This window comes from Bartonella sp. HY038, assembly GCF_014117425.1.
GTDB lineage: Bacteria > Pseudomonadota > Alphaproteobacteria > Rhizobiales > Rhizobiaceae > HY038.
This window is the reverse complement of the sequence record NZ_CP059725.1, coordinates 1,915,332-1,940,485: the sequence shown is the minus strand read 5'-3', so window position 1 is coordinate 1,940,485 and position 25,154 is coordinate 1,915,332. Positions and strand designations below refer to the sequence as shown.

Sequence of the window (25,154 nt, the reverse complement as noted above, 5' to 3'; positions counted from 1 at the left end):
CTTAATATCACATTGTAACTATTTGTTTTGTATGCGGTTATAGGGTTTTATTTAAGGCTGTTTAGGCAGCTTTTCGAGGGGCAAAAGTTTGACCCTCTTGTCATCGGAAGCTTTAATTTAGCTTCTTTCAGGCGAAGACGTGGCGCTTTCATTCCACGTCACTGCGTTGAATTATCTTGGGGAACCCCATGCTAACTGGTCCTGTGGTTGCGTTTTTTTATCTGTTCTCGTTCATTTTGATCGCAAGTGCCGTAATGGTGGTGGCGGCACGTAACCCCGTTCATTCGGTTCTTTTCCTCATTTTGGCTTTTTTCAATGCCGCAGCATTATTTTTGCTCACCGGCGCTGAATTTTTGGCCATGATCTTGCTTGTGGTTTATGTCGGTGCCGTTGCGGTATTGTTCTTGTTTGTGGTCATGATGCTTGATGTGGACTTTGCCGAATTAAAGCGCGGTGCATTGCAATATGCACCAATTGGTGCGCTTGTCGGTCTTATTTTGCTTATTGAGCTTGTGGTTGTTTTTACTTCGAACTCGATCATTCCAGATGTTGCCATTGCTGCAAAAGCGGCAAGTGATGTTGCTAAAACCAATACACAAGCGCTTGGTGAAATACTTTATACTGATTATGTATTGTATTTCCAATTAGCCGGTTTGGTGCTTTTGGTTGCTATGATTGGGGCAATTGTTTTGACATTGCGTCACCGCCCTAATGTTAAGCGCCAATCAATTGCTGCCCAAGTTGCACGTACACCTGAAACTGCCATTGAGATTAAAAAAGTCGAATCCAATAAAGGTATTTAACGGGAAGAAAAAAATGCATATAGAAATTGCTCACTATCTGACCGTTTCGGCGATCTTGTTCACGATTGGCGTTTTCGGTATTTTTCTAAATCGTAAGAATGTTATTATTATTTTAATGTCGGTAGAGCTTATTTTGCTCTCGGCTAATTTAAATTTCGTAGCATTCTCTGCTGTTTTAAATGATTTGGTAGGCCAAGTCTTTGCACTTTTCGTGCTAACAGTTGCTGCTGCAGAAACAGCAATTGGTCTTGCCATACTTGTTGTATTCTTCCGTAATCGCGGTTCTATCGCGGTGGAAGATGTCAATATGATGAAAGGTTGACGCATCATGTTATTTGACGCAATCGTCTTCCTTCCACTAATTGGTTTTCTCATTGCTGGTCTTTTTGGCAATAGCATCGGTGCGCGTGCAAGTGAATTAGTCACCTGTAGCTTGATGGTTGTTGTTGCCATATTGTCTTGGGTTGCATTTATTACAATTGCAATGAATGCAAATGGTGAAACCCAGCATGTGGAGGTGCTTAGCTGGATTTTATCAGGTAGATTGGACTTTGATTGGGCTTTTCGGGTTGATACTCTAACCGCAATTATGTTGGTTGTTGTTAATACCGTATCGGCGCTTGTGCATATCTATTCCATCGGTTACATGCACCATGATCCAAGCCGTCCACGCTTTTTTGCCTATCTTTCGCTCTTCACCTTTATGATGTTGATGTTGGTCACGTCTGACAATCTCGTCCAAATGTTTTTTGGTTGGGAAGGCGTTGGTCTTGCATCTTATTTGCTTATTGGCTTTTGGTATCAAAAACCTTCAGCTAGCAAGGCAGCCATGAAAGCTTTCGTGGTGAACCGCGTTGGTGACTTTGGCTTCCTACTTGGCATGTTTAGCATTTTTGTGATTTTCGGTGTTGTTGGGTTTGAAGATATTTTTGCCCGTGCGGGTAGTGGCGACTATGCTAATACTTTTACGTTCTTAAGCTGGGAAGTTGACCGCACCAATGCATTGACGATTACCTGCTTATTGTTATTCATTGGTGCAATGGGTAAATCAGCGCAGTTTTTGTTGCATACTTGGTTGCCAGACGCGATGGAAGGCCCAACTCCAGTATCTGCTCTTATCCATGCGGCTACCATGGTGACGGCTGGTGTGTTCATGGTTGCACGTATGTCGCCAATCTTTGAGCTTTCGCCTACAGCCTTGACAGTCATTACCTTTATTGGTGCGACAACTGCATTTTTTGCGGCAACTGTTGGCCTTGTGCAAAATGATATTAAGCGCGTTATTGCTTATTCAACCTGTTCGCAGCTTGGTTATATGTTTGTGGCTCTTGGTGTTGGCGCTTATGGCGCGGCAGTATTCCATTTGTTCACTCATGCTTTCTTCAAGGCATTATTGTTCCTTGGTGCAGGTTCAGTGATCCATGCTGTGTCTGATGAACAAGATATGCGTCACATGGGTGGCTTGCGTAAATATATTCCAACCACTTATTGGATGATGATTATCGGTACAATCGCTTTGACTGGCGTTGGTATTCCAGGAACCGTTATTGGTACTGCTGGTTTCTTCTCCAAGGATGCAATTATTGAATCGGCTTATGCTGCCCATAATGCTGCATCAGGCTATGGTTTCTGGCTTCTTGTCATTGCCGCCTTTATGACCAGTTTCTATTCATGGCGTTTGATTTTCCTTACCTTCCACGGTAAACCACGCGCAACGGCTGACGTTATGCATCATGTGCATGAATCTGGGCCTGTCATGTTAGCGCCATTGTTTGTTTTGGCAGTTGGCGCTTTGCTTGCGGGCTTTATCTTTATGCCTTATTTCTTCGGCGATCATTATGACGCTTTCTGGAAAGGTGCATTATTTACTTCCGAGCACAACCATGTGATGCATGATGCTCACGGCGTGCCAGTTTGGGTAAAATGGTCACCCTTTATTGTTATGGCTCTTGGTTTCGTTCTTGCTTTTTGGTTCTATATCATTTCGCCAGCCGTTCCAAAGGCACTTGCAACAGCAATGCCACGCCTTTACAAATTCCTGCTCAATAAATGGTATATTGATGAATTATATGACGCTATTTTTGTTCGTCCCACCTTTGCCATTGGCCGTTTCTTCTGGAAGGTCGTTGACGGAAAAATAATTGACGGACTAGGACCAAATGGTCTTGCCAGTCTTGTTCTTACTATTACCAATAAGGTCGCTGTACGCATGCAAACCGGCTATCTCTATCATTATGCATTTGCGATGCTTATCGGTGTTGCAGCCCTCATCACTTGGATGATGTTTGGAACATTTTGGAGTGTAAACTGATGAGTGAGCATTATTGGCCAATTCTTTCAACGGTTACATTCCTGCCGTTACTCGGCGCATTGCTTATCCTCTTGATTAAAGAAGATGGCGAGGCTGCCAAGCGCAATATTCGTAATGTAACGCTATTAACCACTATTTTTGTATTTGTACTTTCGCTTGTCGTTTGGGCAGGTTTTGATCGCAGCAATGCAGGCTTCCAAATGGTTGAAAAACTTGTTTGGCTTACCAATTCTGAAGGTAAACCAGCAATTAGCTACCATATGGGTGTCGATGGTATTTCCATCTTATTTGTGGTGCTTACCGCATTTCTTATGCCATTTTGTATTCTTGCTAGTTGGGAAACAGTTCAAAAGCGTGTAAAGCAATATATGATTATGTTTCTTATTCTAGAAACAATGGTTATTGGTGTATTTTGTGCGCTTGATGGTGTGCTATTCTATATCTTCTTTGAAGGTAGCCTTATTCCAATGTTTATCATCATTGGCGTATGGGGTGGTCAGCGCCGCGTTTATGCAAGTATAAAATTTTTCCTTTATACCTTGCTTGGTTCGCTTCTCATGCTTGTTGCCTTAATGGCAATGTATTGGAATGCTGGTACACTTGATATTGTTGAATTGTTAAACAATCACCATTTCCCTGCTTCCATGCAGACGTGGTTATGGCTTGCTTTCTTTGCGTCCTTTGCAGTTAAAATGCCAATGGTGCCAGTCCATACTTGGTTGCCAGATGCACACGTTGAAGCACCAACGGCAGGCTCGGTTATTCTTGCAGGTATTTTGTTGAAGCTTGGTGGCTATGGGTTCTTGCGTTTCTCGCTGCCTATGTTCCCAGTTGCATCAGAATATTTTGCAAATTTCGTTTTTTTCTTGTCAGTTGCCGCAATTATTTACACCTCGGTGATCGCTCTTGCGCAAGAGGACATGAAAAAGCTCATTGCGTATTCATCAATTGCTCATATGGGCTATGTGACAATGGGTATTTTCTCCGCCAATGCCCAAGGCGTTGAAGGTGCGATTTATCAGATGATTTCGCATGGTTTTGTATCAGGTGCACTCTTCCTTTGTGTGGGTGTCATTTATGATCGCCTGCATACTCGCGAGATCGCGGCATTTGGTGGTCTTGTCAATAACATGCCAAAATATGCAACCGTATTTTTAATTTTCACCATGGCCAATGTCGGCTTACCGGGTACTTCGGGCTTTATTGGTGAATTTTTGACGCTGATTGGACTTTTCCAAGTCAATACTTGGTTTGCAGTTTTTGCAACCTCTGGGGTTATTCTCTCGGCTGCTTATGCGCTTTATCTTTACCGCCGGGTCATTTTTGGTCCGCTGGAAAAAGAAAGCTTGAAGGCTTTGCTAGACTTATCGCCACGGGAAAAATTCCTTCTCTACCCAATGGTTGTTTTGACTATTTTCTTCGGTATTTATCCAATGGCTATCTTGAATGTTATTTCAGGTGCCGTAAACAACCTTATTACCAATTATAATGATGCACTGCAGGCAATCGCTTCAAGTGCAACATTGATGCAATAGAAGAGGCAAATCTGATGCAGATTGATTTGATGGCTCAATTGACGCTCATGCTTCCAGAGCTAGTGATCGCAGTGGGTGCTCTTGTGTTGCTCATGGTGGGCGTATATTCAAAACAGCAATCTTATACAATGATAACCACGCTTGCCGTTGTTGTTTTGGCTGCGGCTCTTGTATTATTAGTGGTGTTTCCGCCCTATGGTAACGTGTTTGGCGATGCCTTGATTATGGATAGTTATAGTCGTTACATGAAAGTTCTAACCGTGATTGGTGCGCTTGTCGCACTGGTTATGTCGGTTGGCTATGCCAAGAATTACGGTTTTGATAAGTTTGAATTTCCAATCATAGCCTTGCTTTCAACTGTTGGCATGATGCTCATGATTTCAGCTGGCAATATGCTATCACTTTATATGGGCTTGGAATTGCAATCTCTTGCCCTTTATGTGCTTGCAGCCTTTAACCGTGATAATGCCCGCTCATCTGAAGCTGGTCTTAAATATTTCGTTTTGGGTGCTTTGTCTTCAGGCATGTTGCTCTATGGTATTTCACTGGTTTACGGCTATACTGGACATATTGGTTTCATGGAAATTGCCCAAAGCTTCTCAGGTGGTCATCCGCCACTTGGTCTTATCTTTGGTATGGTATTTGTGCTTGCGGGTCTTGCATTCAAAATTTCTGCTGTTCCATTTCATATGTGGACGCCCGATGTTTATGAAGGTTCGCCAACACCTGTAACTGCCTTTTTTGCCGGTGCTCCAAAAGTTGCAGCTATTGCGCTTATTGGTCGTATTGTGGTTATGGGCTTTAGTCCAGACCATATTGGTGCACAATCAAGCATTATGCCTGCAGCGCAGCAAATTCTTGTGTTCATTGCGATTGCGTCGATGATCCTTGGTGCTTTTGCTGGTATTGGCCAAAAGAACATTAAGCGCCTAATGGCTTATTCATCTATTACCCATATGGGCTACGCGCTTGTTGGTCTTTCTGCTGCTGCTGGAGCAGGGTCTTTGGAAATTGCTACAGCTGGTGTACAAAGTATCATCATTTATATGACGATTTACCTTGTTACGACGCTTGGTGCATTCGCCTTTATTCTAGCTATGCGTAATCGCGATGGTAATGTTGAAGAAATCAGTGACCTTGCGGGCCTTGCTTGGAGCAATCCTTTTATGGCAGCAATCATGACCATGCATATGTTCTCACTTGCCAGCATTCCGCCTTTAGCTGGGTTCTTTGGTAAATGGTACACATTCTCAGCGGCCGTTGGTGCTGGCTTGGTGCCACTCGCTGTCATTGGTATGATGGCATCTGTGGTTGGTGCTTTTTACTACTTGCGCCTTATCAAAGTCATGTGGTTTGATGAATCCAAGGGCGGCTTCTTAGCTTTGCCAAGTGAATTACGCATTGTTTTATTCTTGAGCGGTGTATTTGGATTGTTCTATGTGTTCTTTGCTGTATGGATTACACCATGGGCAGCAACAGCCGCACAATCCCTTTTCATGGCACAATAATTACTAAGTAGACAATAATTAAGTAAAGTTTCAAATGGTTGTTCGCCTTTCTTCGCAAGCAAAAAAAGCTGGTTATCGGGTTGAGTTTTATGAACTTTTAGACTCAACCAATCAACTAGCCACTGAGTTTGCAAAGAACGGCGACCAAGGAAAATTATGGATAGTTGCAGATGAGCAGCTAGCAGGGCGTGGGCGGCGTGGTCGCCAATGGGTTAGTCCCAAAGGTAATTTTTTTGTTTCACTATTATTGGTGGATGATTTTGCGCCGCATAATGCCGCAACATTAGGTTTTGTAACCGGCGTCTCATTAATCGAAGCGTTAGAACAACACAAACGCTCAATAGGCTTTGGCATTTTCAATGAACCTGTCAAATTAAAATGGCCCAACGATCTTTTGGTGGGCGATGCCAAATTATCTGGTATTTTATTGGAACTGGTGACTTTACCAAACCAAAATCACGCAATCATTATTGGTATTGGTGGCAATATTGTCAGCTCGCCCGATAATATGCCTTACCCTACTGCCGCCTTGCACAATATTGGCTATAATATTGATGCAGCACAATGGTTTGAAAGCCTATCGGATACATGGGCAACCAATTATAAATTATGGGATAAGGGAAAAAACCTTAGCGCAATTCGCGATAAATGGCTGCAACATGCTGCTAATCTGGGTGGGCGGGTTAATATCATGGTCAATGGTGAATTAATCACTGGCGTTTTTGAAACCATTGATGAAAATTGCCAGTTGGTTATTTACCAAGATAATGGCGTGCGCAAAACAATATCTGCCGGTGAAGTGCATTTTACCAACCAAGTATTTTCCGCCAAACAATAATCAAAAAGTCAGTTAGCATCTTTAAAATCGAGTGTCTTTTTGCTAGATTTCCAAGGTTTAATTTATATCCTTGTTTTTAGCACGCAGGTCAAAGGGCTTTTTACCAAAACGACGGCGAAACATGCGGCTTAAATGCGATGAGTCGCAAAAGCCACATTGGATTGCAATTTCCGCAAGGGGCTTGTTGGTGGTTTCAATAAGTGTGCGGGCAAAATTAAGCCGCATATCAATAAATGCCGCTTGTGGTGAAGTTGCAAGGGCTTGCTGAAAATGGCGCTCTATTTGCCGTTTATTATGGCCTATTGTTTTGGCTATATCATCTATAGATAATGGACAATCAATATTTTGCTGCATCATATGCAATGATTTCGCAACGACAGGGTTATCGCTATGCCATTCTTGGGGGATAGTTGGCTGCGTTTTATCTGGGGGGAACGGTTCATTAGCCGCCAATGTATGCAAAGCCTTACGTGCTTCGCTTCGCCCGATATGTTTTGCTACAATGTAGGAAGCAAGTTGGCTGGTACCTGCCGCACTATCGGTGCTTAAGCGGTCTCGGTCAATGATAAAGCTTTTATCCACAACAGAGCGCAAACCACTATATTTTTCTAAAAAAGTTTGACCGCGCAATGGGCTAAGGCAAGTTTGATAACCTTCCATGAGACCCGCAGCATGGATGATAAGGCTGCCAGTACCGATACCACCAAGCGTAATTTTGCTTTGTGCTGTAAGATGGAGATAATCAACATAGCTACTATCAAGTTCGCTTAAGCTATCAGTGTAACGGCCAACCACAATTATATAATCAAAATTTTGTGGGGCAATGAGTGTCTGGTTGGGTTGTACGCCAATACCACTACTTGAAAAAATTGGGTTCAGGGAATTGGATAAAACAGACCAATGACACGACGTTTGATTAATGCGTGCAACCTTATTATTGGCAAGGGTTAAAACATCAATAAAATTTGCAAATGCGCTCAAGGCAAAGTCGTTAGCAAGAATAAATCCAATTGAAAATCTTGGCTGCTTAAGGGATTTATTATTTGCAGCTTTGGGAGTTGCTGTTTGTTGATCGGCGATATGATTTTGCCTCTCCATGCACAATCTCTCCATAACTATCTCGTTTGCGAGTTGGATAGATATATTCAATCGAATAATTCTAAATTGCAATAGTTTTATTTCTCGATAAGTACCGAAGCTATCCATACAAATTCAAGTAAGTCTGTGATTGTGGGATTTTTTGATTGAGATTGCGGTGATTTATCGCATGTGGATAGCTAGCCGCTATTTGTTTTTTTACAGAGTGATTGTCTTTTTATATTTTTTACTGATAACTATCAGGTATCAGCATATGTCTTTATTTGAGATTAACGCTCAAATGGGTGATGAGGTTGTCGCCTCTTTATAATCCTTTGCTAACTTTCGGCATATTCATCGGCGCAAAGGTCACCATGCAGCCTACGACAATTTGTTTGCGCAACTAGTTTGTTATATCATCCGTTACATTATAAAGTTTTCAGTTTCATCAATATTTTTTTGCTTGAATAAGCGCCTTTTTACCTGCTGGAGTTAAAGCCAGCCTTTGAGCATGCCGTCGAATGAGCAATTTTGCTTGCAATTCTTCCTCAAGATTGGCAATCGCAGTTGGTATTAATGGCGAGGACACCTTAAAAGGTTCAGACGCAAGACTAATGTACCAGTTTCCGCATTAGCTATAGAATATTCAACTTGTCTTAAAGTAATGCGTATGTTTGCGTTTCCATTAGAATTTAAATTGCGATATATTTATAATTATTAATATAAAGAATTTAAATGACATAGTCATAATATTTAGAATTTTTATTCTATGTAGTCGATTAATAAATTAAAAAAAATATAATAGGGTCTTGCCTAGTTAAATGACAATTATTCGTCATAAGGCTATGATAAGACGTGAAAATAAGCTTTCCATTTGTAGTAGAATTTTAAAACAGAAAATTAGTGATGTTGTTCGCTGTTTTGTGGTTGATTTAACTGGATTTCAAACCTCACGATTGACTGGGCTAAACCTTAATATCATTAACCACATTTATCAGGGGCTGCGCGAACCCATCTATCTAGCTTGTGAAGCTTAAACGTCCCGTGTTTGGTATTGTTGAAGTTGATGAAAAACTATTCGGTTCTCGTCGTCTAATAGGCAAACATGGGCGTGGCTCTTTTGGTAAAACAATAGTTTTGGGTACATTTGAACGAGGGGGTAAGTTTATACTGAAATTGTACCAAACTGCTCAAAAGCTACCTTACAGGGCTTTATGGCGCAAGAAAAGTGGATATTGCCTTGATCATAAACTCTAATGGGTGGCGCGGATATAATGGTTTGGTTGATTTTGGTTACCGACATTTCCATGTTAACCATTTGCAAAGACGAATTTGAAAGGGGCGTGTTTATATCAAGGGTATTGAAGGTTTTTGGGGATTAGCAAAAGTAAGGCTCAGCAAATTCAAAAGCATTCCTGAAAAGACGTTCCATCTGCATCTTAAAGAATGAGAATGGATGTTTAACAACCTATCTTACGATAAAGCAAAAATCTTGCTACAATAGCTAAGGTTAAACCCGTTTAAATAGGCAAGACCTTTTATTTATTATTTTGTTGTGTAATGGTGGTGTATATGATGAAAAATATAAGTGTTTTATTAATCTTTATTTTTATTTCTGCATGTTCAACTGTATCAGGAACTTACCGTATTGTTTCACATGATGTTAATGGTAAAGAGTTAGGACCAAAAATTAATTTAACAGATGCTACAAGCGATATGTTTGGAAAATATCGGCGAATGCTTTGCAAGTTTAATCCAAAATCCGTTGTTACAATTAAAAATACCCAAACGGGTCACGACATGGCTGGTTTAAGCCCTTATCAATGTCCATAATTGCTTTTGCTACATTCTAGTCTAAGTAGCTATAGAATTTCTGGATATTGGGTGATATGGTCCAATTTCATTTTTTAAACCGATTATTCATTTGCCATTTAGCTTTTTATGACCAAATCAGAACGTCTACTTGCTCTATTAGACCTGTTGCGTCGTTACCGTTATCCTGTAACGGGAGCTGTGCTTGCCAATGAATTACAGGTAAGTTTGCGGACGCTTTATCGCGATATTGCAAGTTTGCAAGCGCAAGGTGCAACAATTGAGGGCGAGGCAGGGCTTGGCTATGTTTTACGCCCTGGGTTTCATGTGCCGCCCTTAATGTTTAGCCATGACGAATTGGAAGCCTTGGTGCTTGGGTCGCGCTTGGTTGCAAGTTTGGGCGAGGGCGCATTGTTGCAAGATGCGCGCTCTGCCATGGCAAAAATTGCGGCTTGTTTGCCCAAAGCCTTAGCCGATTCAATGCAAGCTGTTGCACTACATGTTCCGCCTGATACGCGGTTTAACCAGCCCGAAACTATGGAAGTAGTCACATTATTGCGCAAAGTCATTCGCGATCATAAAAAACTTGCGATTACCTATTGTGATGCCCATGGTAAATTTAGCAAACGGATTATTTGGCCTTTTGGATTAGCTTTTTTTGCAAAAAGCCGTATCATCTTGGCCCATTGCGAGGAACGCGATGATTTTAGGCATTTTAGAACCGATAGGATTTTGAGCTGTAATGCATTGCCACAAAGCTATCCCCAAAGCCGCAGTAAATTATTTCGCGACTGGGCAGAAATGATGAAAGAAAGCTGCGAGGATTTCAAACTGGAGCAGTTTTAATCAAAGGTGAATCATTTTTGGCTATAATTTGACCATGCGCCCAGTGCGGCCTGTTTTTTAATGTAATGGTAGTGTTATAGGGCAGGTTAAATAGATTTTATGCCTTATTCGATGATAAATTTTAGTGCGATTTATAGTGTTTCAAAACAACAACAGATTTTTATTGAAAACAATTTAGTTTTCAATATTATTTGATTGAAATCAAAATTTAATGATTTTTATTTTTTCATTGTCTGCTAATATACCCCGAATAAATTAGAGCTACATAGTAGCTTAAAGGCATTAATTGTTGCTATTTTGGAATTGCCTTTTTAAGGAGTAAGTAATGTCTGATCATCGTGTGGTTATTGTGGGTGGCGGTTTTGCGGGGCTTTCTGCAGCCAAAGCAATAAAATGCCCAAATACTGTGATTACCGTGATTGACCAACGTAACCACCATCTTTTTCAACCACTGCTTTATCAGGTAGCAACTACCATTCTTGCAACATCAGAAATTGCGTGGCCTATTCGTCATTTACTGCGCAAGCGTAAAGATATTACCACCTATCTTGGTAAGGTAACAGCAATTGATAAGGAAGCACGTCAAGTTAGTCTATCGGATGGTAAGCAATTATCCTACGACACGTTAATTTTAGCAACTGGCGCGCGGCATGCCTATTTTGGTAAAGATGAGTGGGAAGATATTGCACCCGGTCTTAAAGATCTTGAAGACGCAACAACTATAAGACGGCGCATGTTGGTGGCTTTTGAAAAAGCTGAAATGGAAAAAGATCCTAAACTGCGTGAAGCGCTGCTTACTTTTGTGATTATTGGCGGCGGTGCAACAGGTGTTGAGCTTGCCGGTATTATTGCTGAACTTGCCCATAAAACTTTGCCAAAAGAATTCCGCAATATTGATACAACCAAAGCTAAGGTTTTGCTTGTTGAAGCAGGTAGCCGTGTTTTACCAGTCTTTCCTGAAGAATTATCTGAATATGCCAAGAAAACCTTGGAAAAAATGGGCGTTGATGTGCGCACGGGCAAACCAGTAACCGAGTGTCATGAAGATGGTGTCGCCATTGGTGATGAAGCTATACCTGCCCGTACAATTATTTGGGCGGCAGGGGTTAAAGCATCAGATGCTGCTGATTGGATTAATACGCAAAAAGATCGAGCTGGTCGCGCTTTTGTTAAGGATGATCTCTCGGTGGAGAACCATCCAGAAATTTTCATTATTGGTGATACGGCATCGGTAAAGCAAATAAATGGCAATCCAGTTCCCGGTATTGCACCTGCCGCCAAGCAACAGGGCGAATATGTTGCAAAGGTTATTAATCATCGCCGCAAAAATTTGACGCCGCCGCCCGCTTTTCATTATCGCCACCTTGGCAATCTTGCAACCATTGGCCGCAATTCTGCGGTGATTGATTTTGGTAAAATTCGGCTCACCGGTTTTCTTGCATGGTGGATTTGGGGTGTTGCCCATATTTATTTCTTAATTGGCGCGCAAAGTCGGTTAGCCGTTGCCTTAAATTGGTTGTGGCTTTCCATTTCAGGCCGCCGTTCCGCTCGTCTTATTACCCAACGTGAAACCCGCCGGACTGACGAGCAACAAATGTAGCATTTTGCCGCTTTAAAGGGTAATATATATAGCTGCAGCAATAATGTATTGTACCTTATCGCTGCTAATCTTTTTTATAATTAGCTATTAATTGCAAATAATAGCTGATTAATTTGTCGGTGTTATTGGTTTCAAATCGTATTTCAGGACCACGCCAATCGCAATAAGTGATTGTGCCGCCGCGATAGTTAAAATTAATACTATAGCTATCAAATTTATCTGGGTTATCTATCAAAAACAGCTTTTCAGCATTATTTTGTTGAATAATATTGCGTAGAGCTATTATTCTTTCTTTTGCCGATAGGTTTTGAGAATTTTCATCGCTCATGGCGGTTTATCCTTAACCGTTTATATTTAAAAATATGCTTTTAGTTTTTTAAAATATCGACGGTGAAATCATGGTCTTGCCAATCGCATAATTATGAAAATATCAAGATGCGGTTTTTGTTTTTTTATTAAATAGGTTACTGGGTAAGGTTACAAACACCAATGATGCAAGAATTAGTAATACGCCGAGCCAGCCGATAAGTGGTAAGCGCTCCCCAAGAATAAGCACTGCCAAAAATGCCGCAACAACTGGTTCCATCAGTGTAATGGTAATGGCAAGGCTTGCTTTAATGCGTGCAAGCCCATAGCCAAAACACAGATATCCTAAAAACATTGGGATAAGAGCCATATAAAGCCCTACCGAAAAATTTTGCCATGATAGCAAGAAAGGTGCGCCAGTTGCCAAAAGTATTGGCATGAGCATAAGGCCACCCAGCCCAAAGGTTGCGCCCATAGCTGCCGATGAGGCTATGCCCTTTTGCATAAGCTGACGGGATGTCCAAGAATAGCCAGCATAGGTAAGCCCAGCAACGAGCCCTAAAAATATACCAAGCAGGGCATTTTCATCGCCCTTATGGGTAGATGCGCCATGCTGTGTCGCAAGGCAAAGTAAAATAATGCCAATAAGACCAACACTAATGCCAATGAGCCAGCGCATGGAAATTGGGTGCTTTTCAAAAATACGCTCGATAAAAACCGAGCATAATGGTGCTGAACCAATGGAAATAACCGTACCAATAGTAACGCCGGCAAGCCGCATAGAAGCATAAAAAGCAAGCGGATAAACCAAAACTGAAATGCCTCCTGCCAATAATAAAACCCAATGGTGTTTGAGGGCAGATAGTTGCGCAGATATTTTTTTGCGTGCCATAAAAGCTTGGATTAATCCGCCAAGCCCCATAGCCGCAGCACCAATGGCAATAGGCCCAACTTGTGGTGCCATAGCCGCAGCCGTTCCTGTTGTTCCCCATAAAAGTGCCGCGAAGAAAACAGCACCAAGGCCATAATAATAGTCTTTAGACATGCGGCATCCCATGGATTAATTAAGAGAGTGGAAGCGGTGACTTTTTAATCTTTATATTTGGGTATTAATTTAACCCAAAAGTTGTTTTAATTTTTGCTGAAAATGCGCTTAAAACTGCGTGCAGAGCGAGGCATCAGGTGTTTTTTCATTATAATAATAATTCATGGTGAAAAGCCATGTTTTACACTCATTCATAGTTTGAAAACAGCGATAGCGTTCTACCGGCATATAGCCAGAGCCATAATATTGAAATGGTGTTTGTTCCCAACCACGGAAAAAACCGGCAACAATGCCGCTGCCTTTGGGCGGTGTATTGCAGCGCTTGCCTAAAAATTCATTTTGCCTATCTGGCGCTGCTGCAAAAGACGTTAGCGGAAGAAGTGCAACGAAGATACTTATAAAAATTACTTTTATTTTGTTTATCATTGCACTTTCTCCTTTAATTTATGAGCTAAAATATCCCAAAAAATAGGTTTAGCTTAATTGTTATAATTAGATTTTTTCTGCCAAAATGTCATAATTGACAATTTTTAGCATGAAAGAATACATATAGGCCCATTCTTCAAGCCGTGAAAAACGCCCCGATGCGCCAGCATGTCCTGCATCCATATTAATGCGGAATAAAACAGGATTATAGTCACTTTTGCGTTCACGTAAGCGTGCAACCCATTTGGCTGGCTCCCAATAGGTAACGCGTGGATCCGTTAGGCCAGCAAGTGCCAAAATTGGCGGATAGGCTTGTTGCTTAACATTGTCATAAGGCGAATAAGAAGCAATTAACTCATAATCATCTTTAGATTCAATTGGGTTGCCCCATTCCGACCATTCTGGTGGGGTGAGGGGCAGGCTTGCATCAAGCATGGTGTTTAACACATCAACAAAAGGCACGGATGCAACAATGGCGGCATAATCATTGGGTGCCATATTGGCAATTGCCCCCATCAGCATACCACCAGCAGAACCACCAAAAGCGATTAATTTTTCATGGGACGTAAAACCATTTTCAACCAAATAGCGGCCGGCAGTGATAAAATCATGGAATGTATTGGTTTTATTCTTTAACTTACCATTCTCATACCAATGATAGCCTTTTTCTTTGCCACCACGAATATGCGCTACACAATAGATAAAACCGCGATCAACCAGTGATAGAACCGTAGTGCTAAAACTTGCAGGCATACTCATGCCATAAGCACCATAACCGTATAAAAGACATGGCGCAGAGCCATCAAGGGCAATATCTTTGCGGTAAAGCAGGGTTAATGGTACCAATTCGCCATCATGCGCTTTAGCCATTAGACGGCGGGCAACATAATCGCTGGCATTATGTCCTGATGGTACTTCTTGCTCTTTAAGCAAATTGCGCTCACGCGAGCTCAAATCATATTCAAAAAGCTGGCGCGGTGTGGTTGGTGATGAATAGGAAAAGCGGATGATATCGCTATCATATTCTACTGCGCCATGCAGCCCCAAGGAATAGGCTTCTTCATCAAAGGCAATGGAATGAACATCTTTGGTTGCACGGTTCCAAACCTTAATTGCAGGCAAGCAATTTTGGGTTTCTAGCCATAAAAGATAATTTTCATAAGCATCAAAGCCAACAATCAAACGGCCTTCTTCATGGGGAATGAAGTCTTGCCAATTTTCTGGCTCTGGCTGCGCTGATGGTGTTACCATCACTTTAAAATCACGCGCCTTATCCATATTAGTCAAGATATAGAATTGCTCGCCGGCTGGAATAATTTCATATTCAACACCGGTTTCGCGCGCCTTAATTAATTTTGGTTGTGCTGATGGATCATTGGCTGGCAAATACCATATTTCAGATGTTTCATGGTCATGCAGATTAATAAAAATATAATCTTCCAAGGCAGAGCCTGAAACTTGCACAAAAAAGCGGGTATCTTCTTCTTTAAAAATAAGTCTATCTTCGCTTTGCTGTGTGCCAAGACGGTGATAGAAAATTTCGCTTGCGCGGTGGTTTTCGTCTAATTTGCTATAGAAAAAACCTTGTGCATTGGCATCCCAAACCCCATCACCACTGGTGTGCGACAAAATTTCATCATGGTCACTATCGTGCCCAAAATCACGAATTTTAATATTGTAAAATTCTGATCCCTTATCGTCATAGCTCCAAAGAAATTTTTTATGGTCTGGCGCATAGCTAACGCCGCCAAGCTGGAAATAAGCTTTATCTTCGCCTTCCTTATGGCCATCAAGATAAATAGATTGGTCGCCACCATCACGTTTGGTGCGGAAAAAATAAGGTTGCTCGCCACCAATTGCAAAGGCTGAACCATAAGCAAATTCACCATCTTTTTCAGGAACTGATGAATCATCTTCCTTGATGCGGCCCTTCATTTCTGCAAAAAGCTTGGCTTGTAATTCTTCAGTGCCGGTCATCATTTCGGCCTGATAGGCATTTTCCTGCTGCAATTGCGCTAAAATAGCTGGATCAAGCTTTGATGGATCTTGAAACACTTCTTGCCAATTATCTGCGCGTAGCCATGCATATTCATCAATTTTTTCAATGCCATGATGCACAGATTTTTGTGCAATTTTTGCGGTTTCAGGTGCTGCAATAGCTGGAAATGTTTTTGCCATGATAAACCTTATAGGGTGAACAGAAATTTATATGAAAAAATGCAATGTCTATAAAACTTTAAGAATAATCATTGCCCTTTGCAATGATTATTATTTTTATAGATGGGGATTAAGTACAGGTTTCACAAGCACTTTATGTGCAAAGCTAAAGCGTTTGTCACTGACATTATCAGGCAGGGGCAGCGTCAATAATGCGTATTTGCGGAGAATAGGAGCCATTCCAATAGTTAAGTGATAAATTGCCAACCATATGAATGTAATTGCCGCGATTAGCCAATAAAAATGTGCCAAGGTCAGAACTGGCGCTACGAAACGCAATGCCCTTGAGTTTTCTTCCTTCAGCATTGGCAAGAGTTACAGCAATATGTCCCTTTCCAACCTCACGCACATCAACAAGACAGTGGGATGGAATTGCAAAAATAGGCTGATCATTGCCAGCACCAAAAGGACCAGCTTTTTCTAGCAATTTGATAAAATCATTGGTTGCGCCACTTGCAGAAATTGCACCATCAATGGCAAGAGTTGCTGATTGGCGTAAGGTTAAAACGCGCTTATTGGCTTCTGCATTACACCAAATTCTAAAATCATTGATCTTGCTGGCATTAATGGTAAGGCCCGCCGCCATAATATGGCCGCCGCCCTTTTCAATCAAACCTTCTTCAACTGCGCGGCGTATAAGATCGCCCACATCAAAACCAGTGATAGAGCGTGCAGAGCCAGTTGCCGACCCATCTGGCTTAATGGCAAGGGCAATGGCTGGTCTTTGATAACGTTCTTTCAAACGTGATGCTAAAAGCCCAACAATACCGGGGTGCCAGTCAGGGCTTGCGACAACAATCACCGATGGCTCGGTGGTTTGCTGCGATAGCTCAAATAAAACTTGCGCTTCTGCTTCTTCTAGCTGCACCGCTTCTAATGCTTGTCTTTCGCTATTTAAGCCTTCAAGTTCAAGGGCAATTTGTGTTGCTTGATCGCCATTATCGGTACCAAGCAAAATGCTACCAAGGGCAGAATTGCCAATGCGACCGCCTGCATTAATGCGTGGACCAATTAAAAAACCAAGATGAAACGTGTTTAATGGTTCACCAATACGCGCAGCTTTTGCAAGAGCGGCAAACCCAACATTATTCATGCTGCGGGCGACTTGTAAGCCTTTAACCACAAAAGCACGATTTACCCCGATCAGCGGCACAACGTCACAAATGGTGGCAAGGGCGACAAGGTCAAGCAATGCCAACAGGTCGGGCATTTGCCCTTTAAATTGGCGCTCGCGTAAATTACGGGAAATAGCTGCAAGAGTGATGAAAACCACCCCTGCCGCACATAAAAACCCATGGCCAGAAAAATCATCAGGGCGGTTGGGATTAACTACTGCTAATGCCTTGCTTGGCAAAACATCGCCCATTTGGTGGTGATCAAGCACCACCACATCTGCACCAAGATCGGCAGCAACCGCAATAGGCCCTTCACTTAAAGAGCCGCAATCAACCGTGACAATGAGGCTTGCGCCATTATGAACAAGTTGTGCCATTGCATCATCATTGGGGCCATAGCCCTCGACAATACGGTCAGGAATATGAATTTCAACTAAAAGACCAAAGCTACGTAAAAAACGTGCCAATATGGTAGATGAACATGCGCCGTCAACATCATAATCACCAAGAATTGCAACTTTTTCACGCTTGATAATGGCATCGGCAATGCGTGTTGCGGCCTTATCCATATCAGTAAAGCTGGAAGGATCAGGCATAGAATCGCGCAAGGTTGGATCAAGAAATTGATTGACATCGCCTTCTTCAATGCCGCGCCCTACCAAAACACGTGCTAGCATGTCAGGAATGCCATATTTTTGCGTCATTGCTAAAACAGCGTTTAAATTAGCCTTGTTTAAACGATCTACCCAGCGATAGCCAAGTACCGAGCGTTCAACACCTAAAAAGCAGTTTTTCTTATCAGCAATATCTATATTCTTCATAATTTATATGTAGTGTAAATTATTCCATCTGTGAAGTGGTTTAGAATATTTCGTAACTACAAATCAAATTGATGAGCGCTTAAATTGTGTTTTTTGATTGAAAACAAGAGCAAGAGTGAAATCTTAGTTTTTTATAGATTCAAAAGGCATTTTATAAAACAACAAGTGTTTTTTCAAAAATGCCTTTTAAATTATTCCTCGATTAATGTATTGCGGCGATTTTTTAAACTTTGCCAAATAAACACAAGAATAAAAATAGCTGTTTCAAAAAACACTATTGTTGCGGCGGGGCTGCTGTCAAAAAAGAAGCTTGCATAAATGCCGCAAAAACTTACCACAACCCCAAGACTTACGGCGATTAACACCATGTGTGATAATTTACGCGTTAATAAAAAGGCAATAGCACCTGGTGCAATAAGGAGTGAAATCGATAAAATAATGCCAACGCTTTTTAACGCTGCCACAATTGCAAGCGATATCATGATAAGCAAACCATAATGTAAAACCCATAAAGTAAGACCAACCGCTTTCGCCTCAATCGGGTCAAAGATAAATAGTTGGAAATCTCGCCATTTGATGCTTAAAATAACAGTAATAAAGACAGAAATGCCAAGGGTTGATAAAACATCATTCCAGCTAACACCAAGTAAGCTGCCAAATAGGATATGGGTCAGATGAACATCACTTTCTATCGTGGTAACGAGAACTAGCCCAAGGGCAAACATGCCCGAAAAAACAATGCCAAGAATAGTATCTTGTTTAACGCGGCTATTGGCTTGTAAAAAACCAGTAACCATAGCGGTCAAAATACCGGCGCTAAACGCACCCACCGCAAAAGGTAAACCCACCATATAGGCAATGACAACTCCGGGGAAAACTGCATGTGAAAGTGCGTCACCAAGCAATGCCCAACCTTTTAGCACTAAAAAGCATGATAAAAACGCCATTGGAATGGAAACGATAACCGTAATCAATAGGCCTTTGACCATAAAGTCGAATTGAAATGGCTCTAATAGGATATCAAGCATGATCATCCTCCAATGCCTGTTTGGCTTTTAGTCGTGCAGCAATATAGCCGTGCTTGGGCGCAAAGAAAAAGGCAATAATAAATAAAGCCGTTTGCAAAAGAACGATAAATCCTCCGGGCTGTACGTTTAAAAAATAGCTTATATACGAGCCGAAAAAACTGGTGAAAATACCGATGGCAATGGCAATAAGCAAAAGCCGTGAAAAACGGTCTGACAATAAATAAGCGGTCGCGCCAGGGGTAACCACTAAAGCAATAACTAGAAATGCGCCAACGGTTTGCATCGCAGCAACGGTTGATGCTGCAAGAAGCGTAAAGAAAATAATTTTCAACAATTTTGTGTTAATACCAATAGAGCGGGCATGATTTTCATCAAAAAATGTGACTAATAAATCTTTCCAAATGACCAGCATAATGGCAATGGAAACAACGCCGATAATGACCAATTGAATAATATCTTCTGTGGCAATACTACCAAGGTTGCCAAGGATGACTGCATCAAGTTTAATGGGAATAGATGCTTTGGATTGCATGAAAAGCCCAATCCCAAAAAACGAGGTAAAGATAAGGCCAATAATTGCATCTTCTTTTAGCTTTGTTCGCTCATTAAGAAACAAAATAGCACCGGCCGCGAGACCACCAGAAAAAAATGCACCAAGCGAAAATGGTAGACCAAGCATATAGGCGCCTACGACACCTGGAATGATAGAGTGGGATAGCGCATCTCCCATTAAAGACCAGCCTTTGAGCATCAAGAATGCCGATAAAAACGCGCATAATGCTCCTATTAGGCAGGTAACGTAAACGGTTGTAAACATAAAATCATAAGTAAAAGGTTCAAGCAAAAGATCAATCATCTTGCTGTTTCCTTATCACTTTCATCGCTGTCTTTATTAGCGTGTACCTTATTGGATGCAAATATTAGCGGCTTTTCATCATCGCTTAAAATATGGATATTATGCTCGCCCATGCTGCCGAGTCCACGGGCGCGGAGTGCGCCGCCAAAGGCTTTTTCCAAATTTTGCGGGGTAAAAACTTTTTCTGTTGGTCCAAAATCAAGAATGGTTTTCTTAACCAATACTGTACGGTCGCAAAACTCCGGGACACTACCAAGATCGTGGGTTGAAACCAACATCACTGCGCCTTCATCGCGCATTTGCCGCAATAGGGTGATGATTTGATCTTCGGTTTTAACATCAACACCAGTAAAAGGCTCATCAAGTAAAATTACTTTTGCTTCTTGGGCTATGGCGCGTGCCAAAAATACACGTTTTTTTTGTCCGCCTGACAATTCGCCAATTTGCCTTTTGCGATATTCCAGCATGTTAACACGCTTTAATGCATCATCAACTGCCTTGCGGTCAATTGCGCGGGGAATGCGCAGAAAATTCATATGGCCATAACGCCCCATCATAACGACATCTTCGACAAGAACAGGAAAACTCCAGTCAACTTCTTCGCTTTGCGGAACATAAGCAATGATGTTTTGTTTAAGGGCTGTTTTAACAGGAAGGCCGAGGACCGATATGGTCCCACGGCTCACTTGTACAAATCCCATAATCGCTTTAAACAATGTTGATTTACCAGCACCATTGACCCCAACAAGAGCAGTAATACTTTTTTCTGGGCTATCAAAACTTGCGTTTTTAAGAGCAGTAAAACCATTGCGATAAGTGACGGTGACATCACTCATAACGATTCCGGTATTATTCATTTCTTTGTTTCGCCTTCCTTGGAAGATTTTTCACTAAGAGCATTGGCAACGGTTGCGCTGGTTACTTTCAAAAGATCAATATAGGTTGGCACAGGACCATCAGCTTCACTCAAGGAGTCAACATATAATACGCCACCATAAAGCGCACCTGTTTCTTTAGCAATTTGTTTGGCTGGCTTGTCTGAAATAGTGCTTTCTGAAAATACGGCTGGAATTTTATTGGTGCGAACTTCATCAATAACCTTGCGGATTTGCTGAGGCGTACCTTGTTGATCGGCATTAATTGGCCAAATGTAAAATTCTTTCAAACCAAAATCACGGGCAAGATAGCTAAATGCGCCTTCACTGGTGACAAGAAAGCGGCGGCTTTCTGGCAATGCATCAAATTCAGCGCGGATAGGATCAATTGCAGCGCGAATTTCTTGCTTATATTTTTCGGCATTGGCCTTATAGATTTCAGCATTATCAGGATCGTATTTTACAAAAGCATCACGAATATTATCAACATAGATAAGCGCATTAGTGGGCGACATCCAAGCATGAGGATTTGGCTTGCCATCATAAGGGCCTTCGCTAATGCTCATTGGTACAACACCATTAGTTACCACAACGCTTGGCTTATCCTTGACATTTTCAAAGAATTTTTCAAACCATAATTCAAGGTTAAGGCCATTCCATAAAACAAGATCCGCACCTTGGGCGCGGCGCAAATCTCCAGGGGTTGGTTCATATTCATGAATTTCAACACCGGGTCTTGTAATAGATTCAACATCTGCAGCATCGCCGGCAACATTGCGTGCCATATCGGCAATAACTGTAAAGGTGGTTACGGCTTTAAATTTTTCAGCAAAAGCTGCGCTATTAATAAGCACAAGGCTTGAGGCAGCCGCCAACATAAGAAGTAGTTTTTTCATCAAATGAGTCCTTATTGCTAATGATTTGCATTTACAATATGTAGAAAATTTTCAACATTTATGCAAGCGCCAACTTTAAGGCGCATATTGATGCAGTTTGAAATGGCTAGTAAGCCGCATCACAGTTTGAATATGAGTTTGTAAAATAGTTATAAATCAACCAGTTAACGCAGTCTATAAAAGATTGCTTAGCGCAAAACCATTCGCAATATAACTCTTGTAGAGCAGGGCGCTCATTTGCGGATGATGCTTCATAAGCGTGGCTCAATAAAATGTGAACTGGGTTTAAAGGCGTTGATGAGTCGGTTTAATTGCAATTTATAGCAAGAAGCTTTTGTAAATTGCTAATCCAATTGTTTTTTAAAAATGAGACTAAATTGAACAACGCACCGCAATTGCGTATCGATAACACAGGTGGGAACCGTTGTTGCAAGCAACAATTTTCATCAATATTGATGTATTTTGAAAATCCAATAAAAGAAGAAACCGTCTTGAGTATTCCAAATGCCAGAAAAATGGTTCGGGCGATGTTGTTCAGCGCTTATATAAAAACCTATTGGCCTTTTTTAATTAAGTCATTAGCAAGAGTAATCGCGGTACGGCGGTCTGACTCACCTGCAATAGCAAAAGCGCTTTCCTGCATTTTTTGGATCCACTCACGGTCCTCAGGTAATGCACGGTCATAAGCGGCAGTCATCATCGCTAAACCACGTACCGTTTTACCAGCTTGAAATAACATATTGCCAAGCATAGCTTGCGCTGCAGGATTACCTTTACGAGCAGAAAGCTGGAACCAGCGCGCTGCTTGCATCGGATTTTTGTCTCCGCCTTCACCGTCAATCAGCATACGCCCAAGCTTATACTGTGCTTCAGGGTTACCATAATTGGAGGCTGCCTGCACATAAAGGCTACGCGCCTTTGCCTTATCAGCTCGCAATTTCCCGGGAATACCTTTGCGATTATAATCAGCAAGGGCAACAAGAGCATCAGAAACATAAGTTTCGTTTTGCGAGCCAGGATCAATAGAGTCATTTACAATTTTTGTAAATAAATCATAAGCCTCAGTATCGTTTTCATGAATGCCATCACCATCTGCATACATGCGGGCAAGCTTCCACTTAGCACCTGTATGGCCCATATCGGCGGCATAACGCAGGGACTTGATCGCCTCATCCTTATGGCCACTTTTATAGGCGGTAACGCCAGTTTTAAAAAATTCAAAAGGATTTTCGTTAGAAGTGTCAATTGATGGGTCAAGCGCAAAAGCAGACGACATCCCTAATGCAAGGATGACACCGATAACCGGTAATGTCTGTTTTTTGAAATAAACCATCATATACTGCTTTCCAACATCTCTAATAGTTTTATGCTTCTTTTGAACTATTATAATTTAGGTTTGTGTTTTATCTATGAGTAAAATTAGACTATTTTCAAAAACACAAACTTCATTGCTACCTAAGATATATATTTTTGTTTGTTTTTTTCACAAGATTACAATCTTATATCTTGCGATATATTCATCTTGCTTGGTTTTTGTGGCGGGAACTAGGCAAAATTGTGCGTTGCGCTATCTGCTATGTTGCTTAAAATGACTCTGTTGCACAAACAACACAAAATTATAGCTATTCAGCCATAAAATCCTATGGGTTTATAGTTAATTTATGCTGTTTGGCGCTTAAAACCATAGGTTGCTTTAATAATTAGGTAATCCTTTAATTAGCGATTCGTAATGTAATTGAAAGCGAATCAATAGGGCATTGATGGATTAAGGCAACTTATTGTTATTTAATGGGTTTATTATTAATATGTAAGCAAGTTAGTCGAAAATGCAGTTTATAATGCATTAAGGTATTATTACAAAAAAGCGGGGTTTCCCCCGCTTTTAAACTTTAATGGTGTAATATTTGATTAGAAGCGAAATGCGCTTTTACCAGCATAACGAGCTTGGCTGCCAAGTTCTTCTTCAATGCGGATAAGCTGGTTATATTTAGCGAGCCGGTCGGAACGCGCAAGCGAGCCAGTTTTAATTTGACCGCAATTGGTTGCAACTGCAAGATCAGCAATTGTTGCATCTTCAGTTTCACCAGAACGATGCGACATAACCGCAGTATAACCGGCCTTATGGGCTGTTTCAACGGCATCGAGGGTTTCGCTCAATGTGCCAATCTGGTTAACTTTAACAAGAATTGAATTGGCGACACCCATTTTAATGCCATCGCGCAAGCGAGCTGAATTGGTAACAAAAAGATCGTCGCCAACCAACTGGCATTTTTTACCAATAAGGTCGGTAAGATATTTCCAGCCGTCCCAATCATCTTCGGCCATGCCATCTTCAATTGAAATAATTGGGAAAGCATTGCAAAGGCTTTGCAAATATTCAGCTTGCTCTTGTGCATTGCGGCTTTTACCTTCGCCGCTATAAACATATTGACCGTCTTTATAAAATTCGGTTGATGCACAATCAAGACCAAGGGCAACATCAGTGCCTGGTTTAAAGCCGGCTTGCTCAATTGATTCCACAATAAACTCAAGAGCAGCTTCTGCACTCATAATATTGGGTGCAAAACCACCTTCATCACCAACATTGGTATTATGTCCAGCACCTTTCAAACGCTTTTTCAAAGTATGGAAGATTTCAGCGCCATAACGCACAGCTTCACTCAAGCTTGGTGCGCCAACTGGAATAATCATGAATTCTTGGAAATCAATTGGATTATCAGCATGCATACCACCATTGATAATATTCATCATTGGGGTTGGCAAAATATGGGCTTGAGTACCACCAACATAGCGATAAAGTGGCAAGTTGCACGCCATTGACGCAGCTTTTGCAGTTGCAAGCGAAACGCCAAGAATGGAATTTGCGCCAAGGCGTGCTTTGTTTGGTGTGCCATCCAAGGCGATCATGGTTTCATCAATAGAAATTTGATCTTCAGCGTCCATACCGCCCAAAGCTTCAAGCAATTCACCATTAACTGCGGCAACGGCTTTCAATACGCCTTTACCTTGATAACGGCTGCCGCCATCACGCAATTCCACCGCTTCGTGAGCGCCAGTTGATGCGCCAGATGGAACCGCTGCACGGCCAAAAGAGCCATCTTCCAAGTAAACATCAACTTCAACTGTTGGGTTGCCACGGCTATCTAAAATTTCACGCCCGACAATATCAATAATAGCAGTCATTAGGAAAATCCTTTTTAATTGATTGGCTCTTTTAAGTTAAAATGACGGTTATGGTC

General features: G+C 41.6%; 23 protein-coding genes. 10 read left to right on the top strand and 13 right to left on the bottom strand.

Features of this window, described 5'->3' with window-relative positions; all coding sequences use genetic code 11:
- Positions 1–188: 188 nt before the first annotated feature.
- From H3299_RS08355 to H3299_RS08330, 6 genes are read left to right on the top strand one after another with little or no spacing between them, the layout of a single operon-like run.
- A complete protein-coding gene (locus H3299_RS08355; protein ID WP_182417242.1) occupies positions 189–803 on the top strand; it encodes an NADH-quinone oxidoreductase subunit J in 615 nt (204 codons plus the stop codon).
- A gap of 13 nt (positions 804–816) precedes the next feature.
- A complete protein-coding gene (gene nuoK, locus H3299_RS08350) occupies positions 817–1,125 on the top strand; it encodes an NADH-quinone oxidoreductase subunit NuoK (RefSeq protein WP_182417241.1) in 309 nt (102 codons plus the stop codon).
- A gap of 6 nt (positions 1,126–1,131) precedes the next feature.
- Complete coding sequence (gene nuoL, locus H3299_RS08345; protein WP_182417240.1) at positions 1,132–3,114, top strand: NADH-quinone oxidoreductase subunit L; 1,983 nt, start codon at positions 1,132–1,134, stop codon at positions 3,112–3,114.
- A complete protein-coding gene (locus H3299_RS08340; protein WP_182417239.1) occupies positions 3,114–4,649 on the top strand; it encodes an NADH-quinone oxidoreductase subunit M in 1,536 nt (511 codons plus the stop codon). The genes nuoL and H3299_RS08340 overlap by 1 nt, the downstream gene beginning before the upstream one ends.
- A gap of 14 nt (positions 4,650–4,663) precedes the next feature.
- Complete coding sequence (nuoN, locus tag H3299_RS08335) at positions 4,664–6,157, top strand: NADH-quinone oxidoreductase subunit NuoN (RefSeq protein ID WP_182417238.1); 1,494 nt, start codon at positions 4,664–4,666, stop codon at positions 6,155–6,157.
- Positions 6,158–6,191: 34 nt separating this feature from the next.
- On the top strand, positions 6,192–6,995 hold the full coding sequence (locus H3299_RS08330; protein ID WP_182417237.1) for a biotin--[acetyl-CoA-carboxylase] ligase: 804 nt from the start codon (positions 6,192–6,194) through the stop codon (positions 6,993–6,995).
- Between the two features lie 57 nt (positions 6,996–7,052).
- On the opposite strand, the gene H3299_RS08325 is transcribed toward H3299_RS08330, so the two are convergent.
- The gene (locus H3299_RS08325) at positions 7,053–8,093 is read right to left on the bottom strand and encodes a GlxA family transcriptional regulator (protein WP_182417236.1); all 1,041 of its coding nucleotides are present in this window, start codon (positions 8,091–8,093) and stop codon (positions 7,053–7,055) included.
- 427 nt (positions 8,094–8,520) lie between these two features.
- Positions 8,521–8,688, bottom strand: coding sequence for a LysR family transcriptional regulator (locus H3299_RS15795; protein ID WP_371739837.1), 168 nt, complete (start codon positions 8,686–8,688; stop codon positions 8,521–8,523).
- Positions 8,689–8,893: 205 nt separating this feature from the next.
- Here H3299_RS15795 and H3299_RS15790 point away from each other — a divergent pair, with 205 nt between their 5' ends.
- From H3299_RS15790 to H3299_RS08300, 4 genes are all read left to right on the top strand, one after another.
- On the top strand, positions 8,894–9,109 hold the full coding sequence (locus H3299_RS15790; RefSeq protein ID WP_371739385.1) for a hypothetical protein: 216 nt from the start codon (positions 8,894–8,896) through the stop codon (positions 9,107–9,109).
- 535 nt (positions 9,110–9,644) lie between these two features.
- Positions 9,645–9,905 carry a hypothetical protein gene (locus H3299_RS08310; RefSeq protein WP_182417234.1) on the top strand — a complete coding sequence of 87 codons (261 nt, stop codon included), beginning with the start codon at positions 9,645–9,647 and terminating at the stop codon, positions 9,903–9,905.
- Between the two features lie 108 nt (positions 9,906–10,013).
- Positions 10,014–10,730: a YafY family protein gene (locus H3299_RS08305; RefSeq protein WP_182417233.1), complete on the top strand. Its 717-nt coding sequence runs from the start codon at positions 10,014–10,016 to the stop codon at positions 10,728–10,730.
- A 325-nt stretch (positions 10,731–11,055) separates the two neighbouring features.
- Complete coding sequence (locus tag H3299_RS08300; RefSeq protein ID WP_182417232.1) at positions 11,056–12,330, top strand: NAD(P)/FAD-dependent oxidoreductase; 1,275 nt, start codon at positions 11,056–11,058, stop codon at positions 12,328–12,330.
- A gap of 64 nt (positions 12,331–12,394) precedes the next feature.
- Here H3299_RS08300 and H3299_RS08295 read toward each other — a convergent pair whose 3' ends face one another.
- The 11 genes from H3299_RS08295 to eno all read right to left on the bottom strand — a co-directional run bounded on the left by H3299_RS08295 (position 12,395) and on the right by eno (position 25,098).
- The gene (locus H3299_RS08295; RefSeq protein WP_182417231.1) at positions 12,395–12,658 is read right to left on the bottom strand and encodes a hypothetical protein; all 264 of its coding nucleotides are present in this window, start codon (positions 12,656–12,658) and stop codon (positions 12,395–12,397) included.
- A gap of 102 nt (positions 12,659–12,760) precedes the next feature.
- The gene (locus H3299_RS08290; RefSeq protein ID WP_246708044.1) at positions 12,761–13,681 is read right to left on the bottom strand and encodes a DMT family transporter; all 921 of its coding nucleotides are present in this window, start codon (positions 13,679–13,681) and stop codon (positions 12,761–12,763) included.
- A 108-nt stretch (positions 13,682–13,789) separates the two neighbouring features.
- Complete coding sequence (locus H3299_RS08285; protein WP_182417229.1) at positions 13,790–14,107, bottom strand: hypothetical protein; 318 nt, start codon at positions 14,105–14,107, stop codon at positions 13,790–13,792.
- A 66-nt stretch (positions 14,108–14,173) separates the two neighbouring features.
- The gene (locus tag H3299_RS08280) at positions 14,174–16,285 is read right to left on the bottom strand and encodes a S9 family peptidase (RefSeq protein WP_182417228.1); all 2,112 of its coding nucleotides are present in this window, start codon (positions 16,283–16,285) and stop codon (positions 14,174–14,176) included.
- Positions 16,286–16,454: 169 nt separating this feature from the next.
- Positions 16,455–18,260: a single-stranded-DNA-specific exonuclease RecJ gene (gene recJ, locus H3299_RS08275; RefSeq protein WP_182417227.1), complete on the bottom strand. Its 1,806-nt coding sequence runs from the start codon at positions 18,258–18,260 to the stop codon at positions 16,455–16,457.
- A 191-nt stretch (positions 18,261–18,451) separates the two neighbouring features.
- Positions 18,452–19,294: a metal ABC transporter permease gene (locus H3299_RS08270; RefSeq protein WP_305852515.1), complete on the bottom strand. Its 843-nt coding sequence runs from the start codon at positions 19,292–19,294 to the stop codon at positions 18,452–18,454.
- Positions 19,281–20,144, bottom strand: a complete 864-nt coding sequence (locus tag H3299_RS08265; RefSeq protein ID WP_182417226.1) for a metal ABC transporter permease — start codon at positions 20,142–20,144, stop codon at positions 19,281–19,283. The genes H3299_RS08270 and H3299_RS08265 overlap by 14 nt, the downstream gene beginning before the upstream one ends.
- A complete protein-coding gene (locus H3299_RS08260; protein WP_182417225.1) occupies positions 20,141–21,001 on the bottom strand; it encodes a manganese/iron ABC transporter ATP-binding protein in 861 nt (286 codons plus the stop codon). Before H3299_RS08260 ends, H3299_RS08265 begins: the two co-directional genes overlap by 4 nt.
- The gene (locus H3299_RS08255) at positions 20,998–21,915 is read right to left on the bottom strand and encodes a metal ABC transporter substrate-binding protein (RefSeq protein ID WP_182417224.1); all 918 of its coding nucleotides are present in this window, start codon (positions 21,913–21,915) and stop codon (positions 20,998–21,000) included. Before H3299_RS08255 ends, H3299_RS08260 begins: the two co-directional genes overlap by 4 nt.
- A 553-nt stretch (positions 21,916–22,468) precedes the next feature.
- Positions 22,469–23,248 (bottom strand): tetratricopeptide repeat protein, encoded by a 780-nt coding sequence (locus H3299_RS08250; protein WP_182419708.1) that lies wholly within the window; start codon positions 23,246–23,248, stop codon positions 22,469–22,471.
- A 575-nt stretch (positions 23,249–23,823) separates the two neighbouring features.
- Positions 23,824–25,098: a phosphopyruvate hydratase gene (gene eno / locus H3299_RS08245; RefSeq protein WP_182417223.1), complete on the bottom strand. Its 1,275-nt coding sequence runs from the start codon at positions 25,096–25,098 to the stop codon at positions 23,824–23,826.
- Between the last annotated feature and the right edge of the window lie 56 nt (positions 25,099–25,154).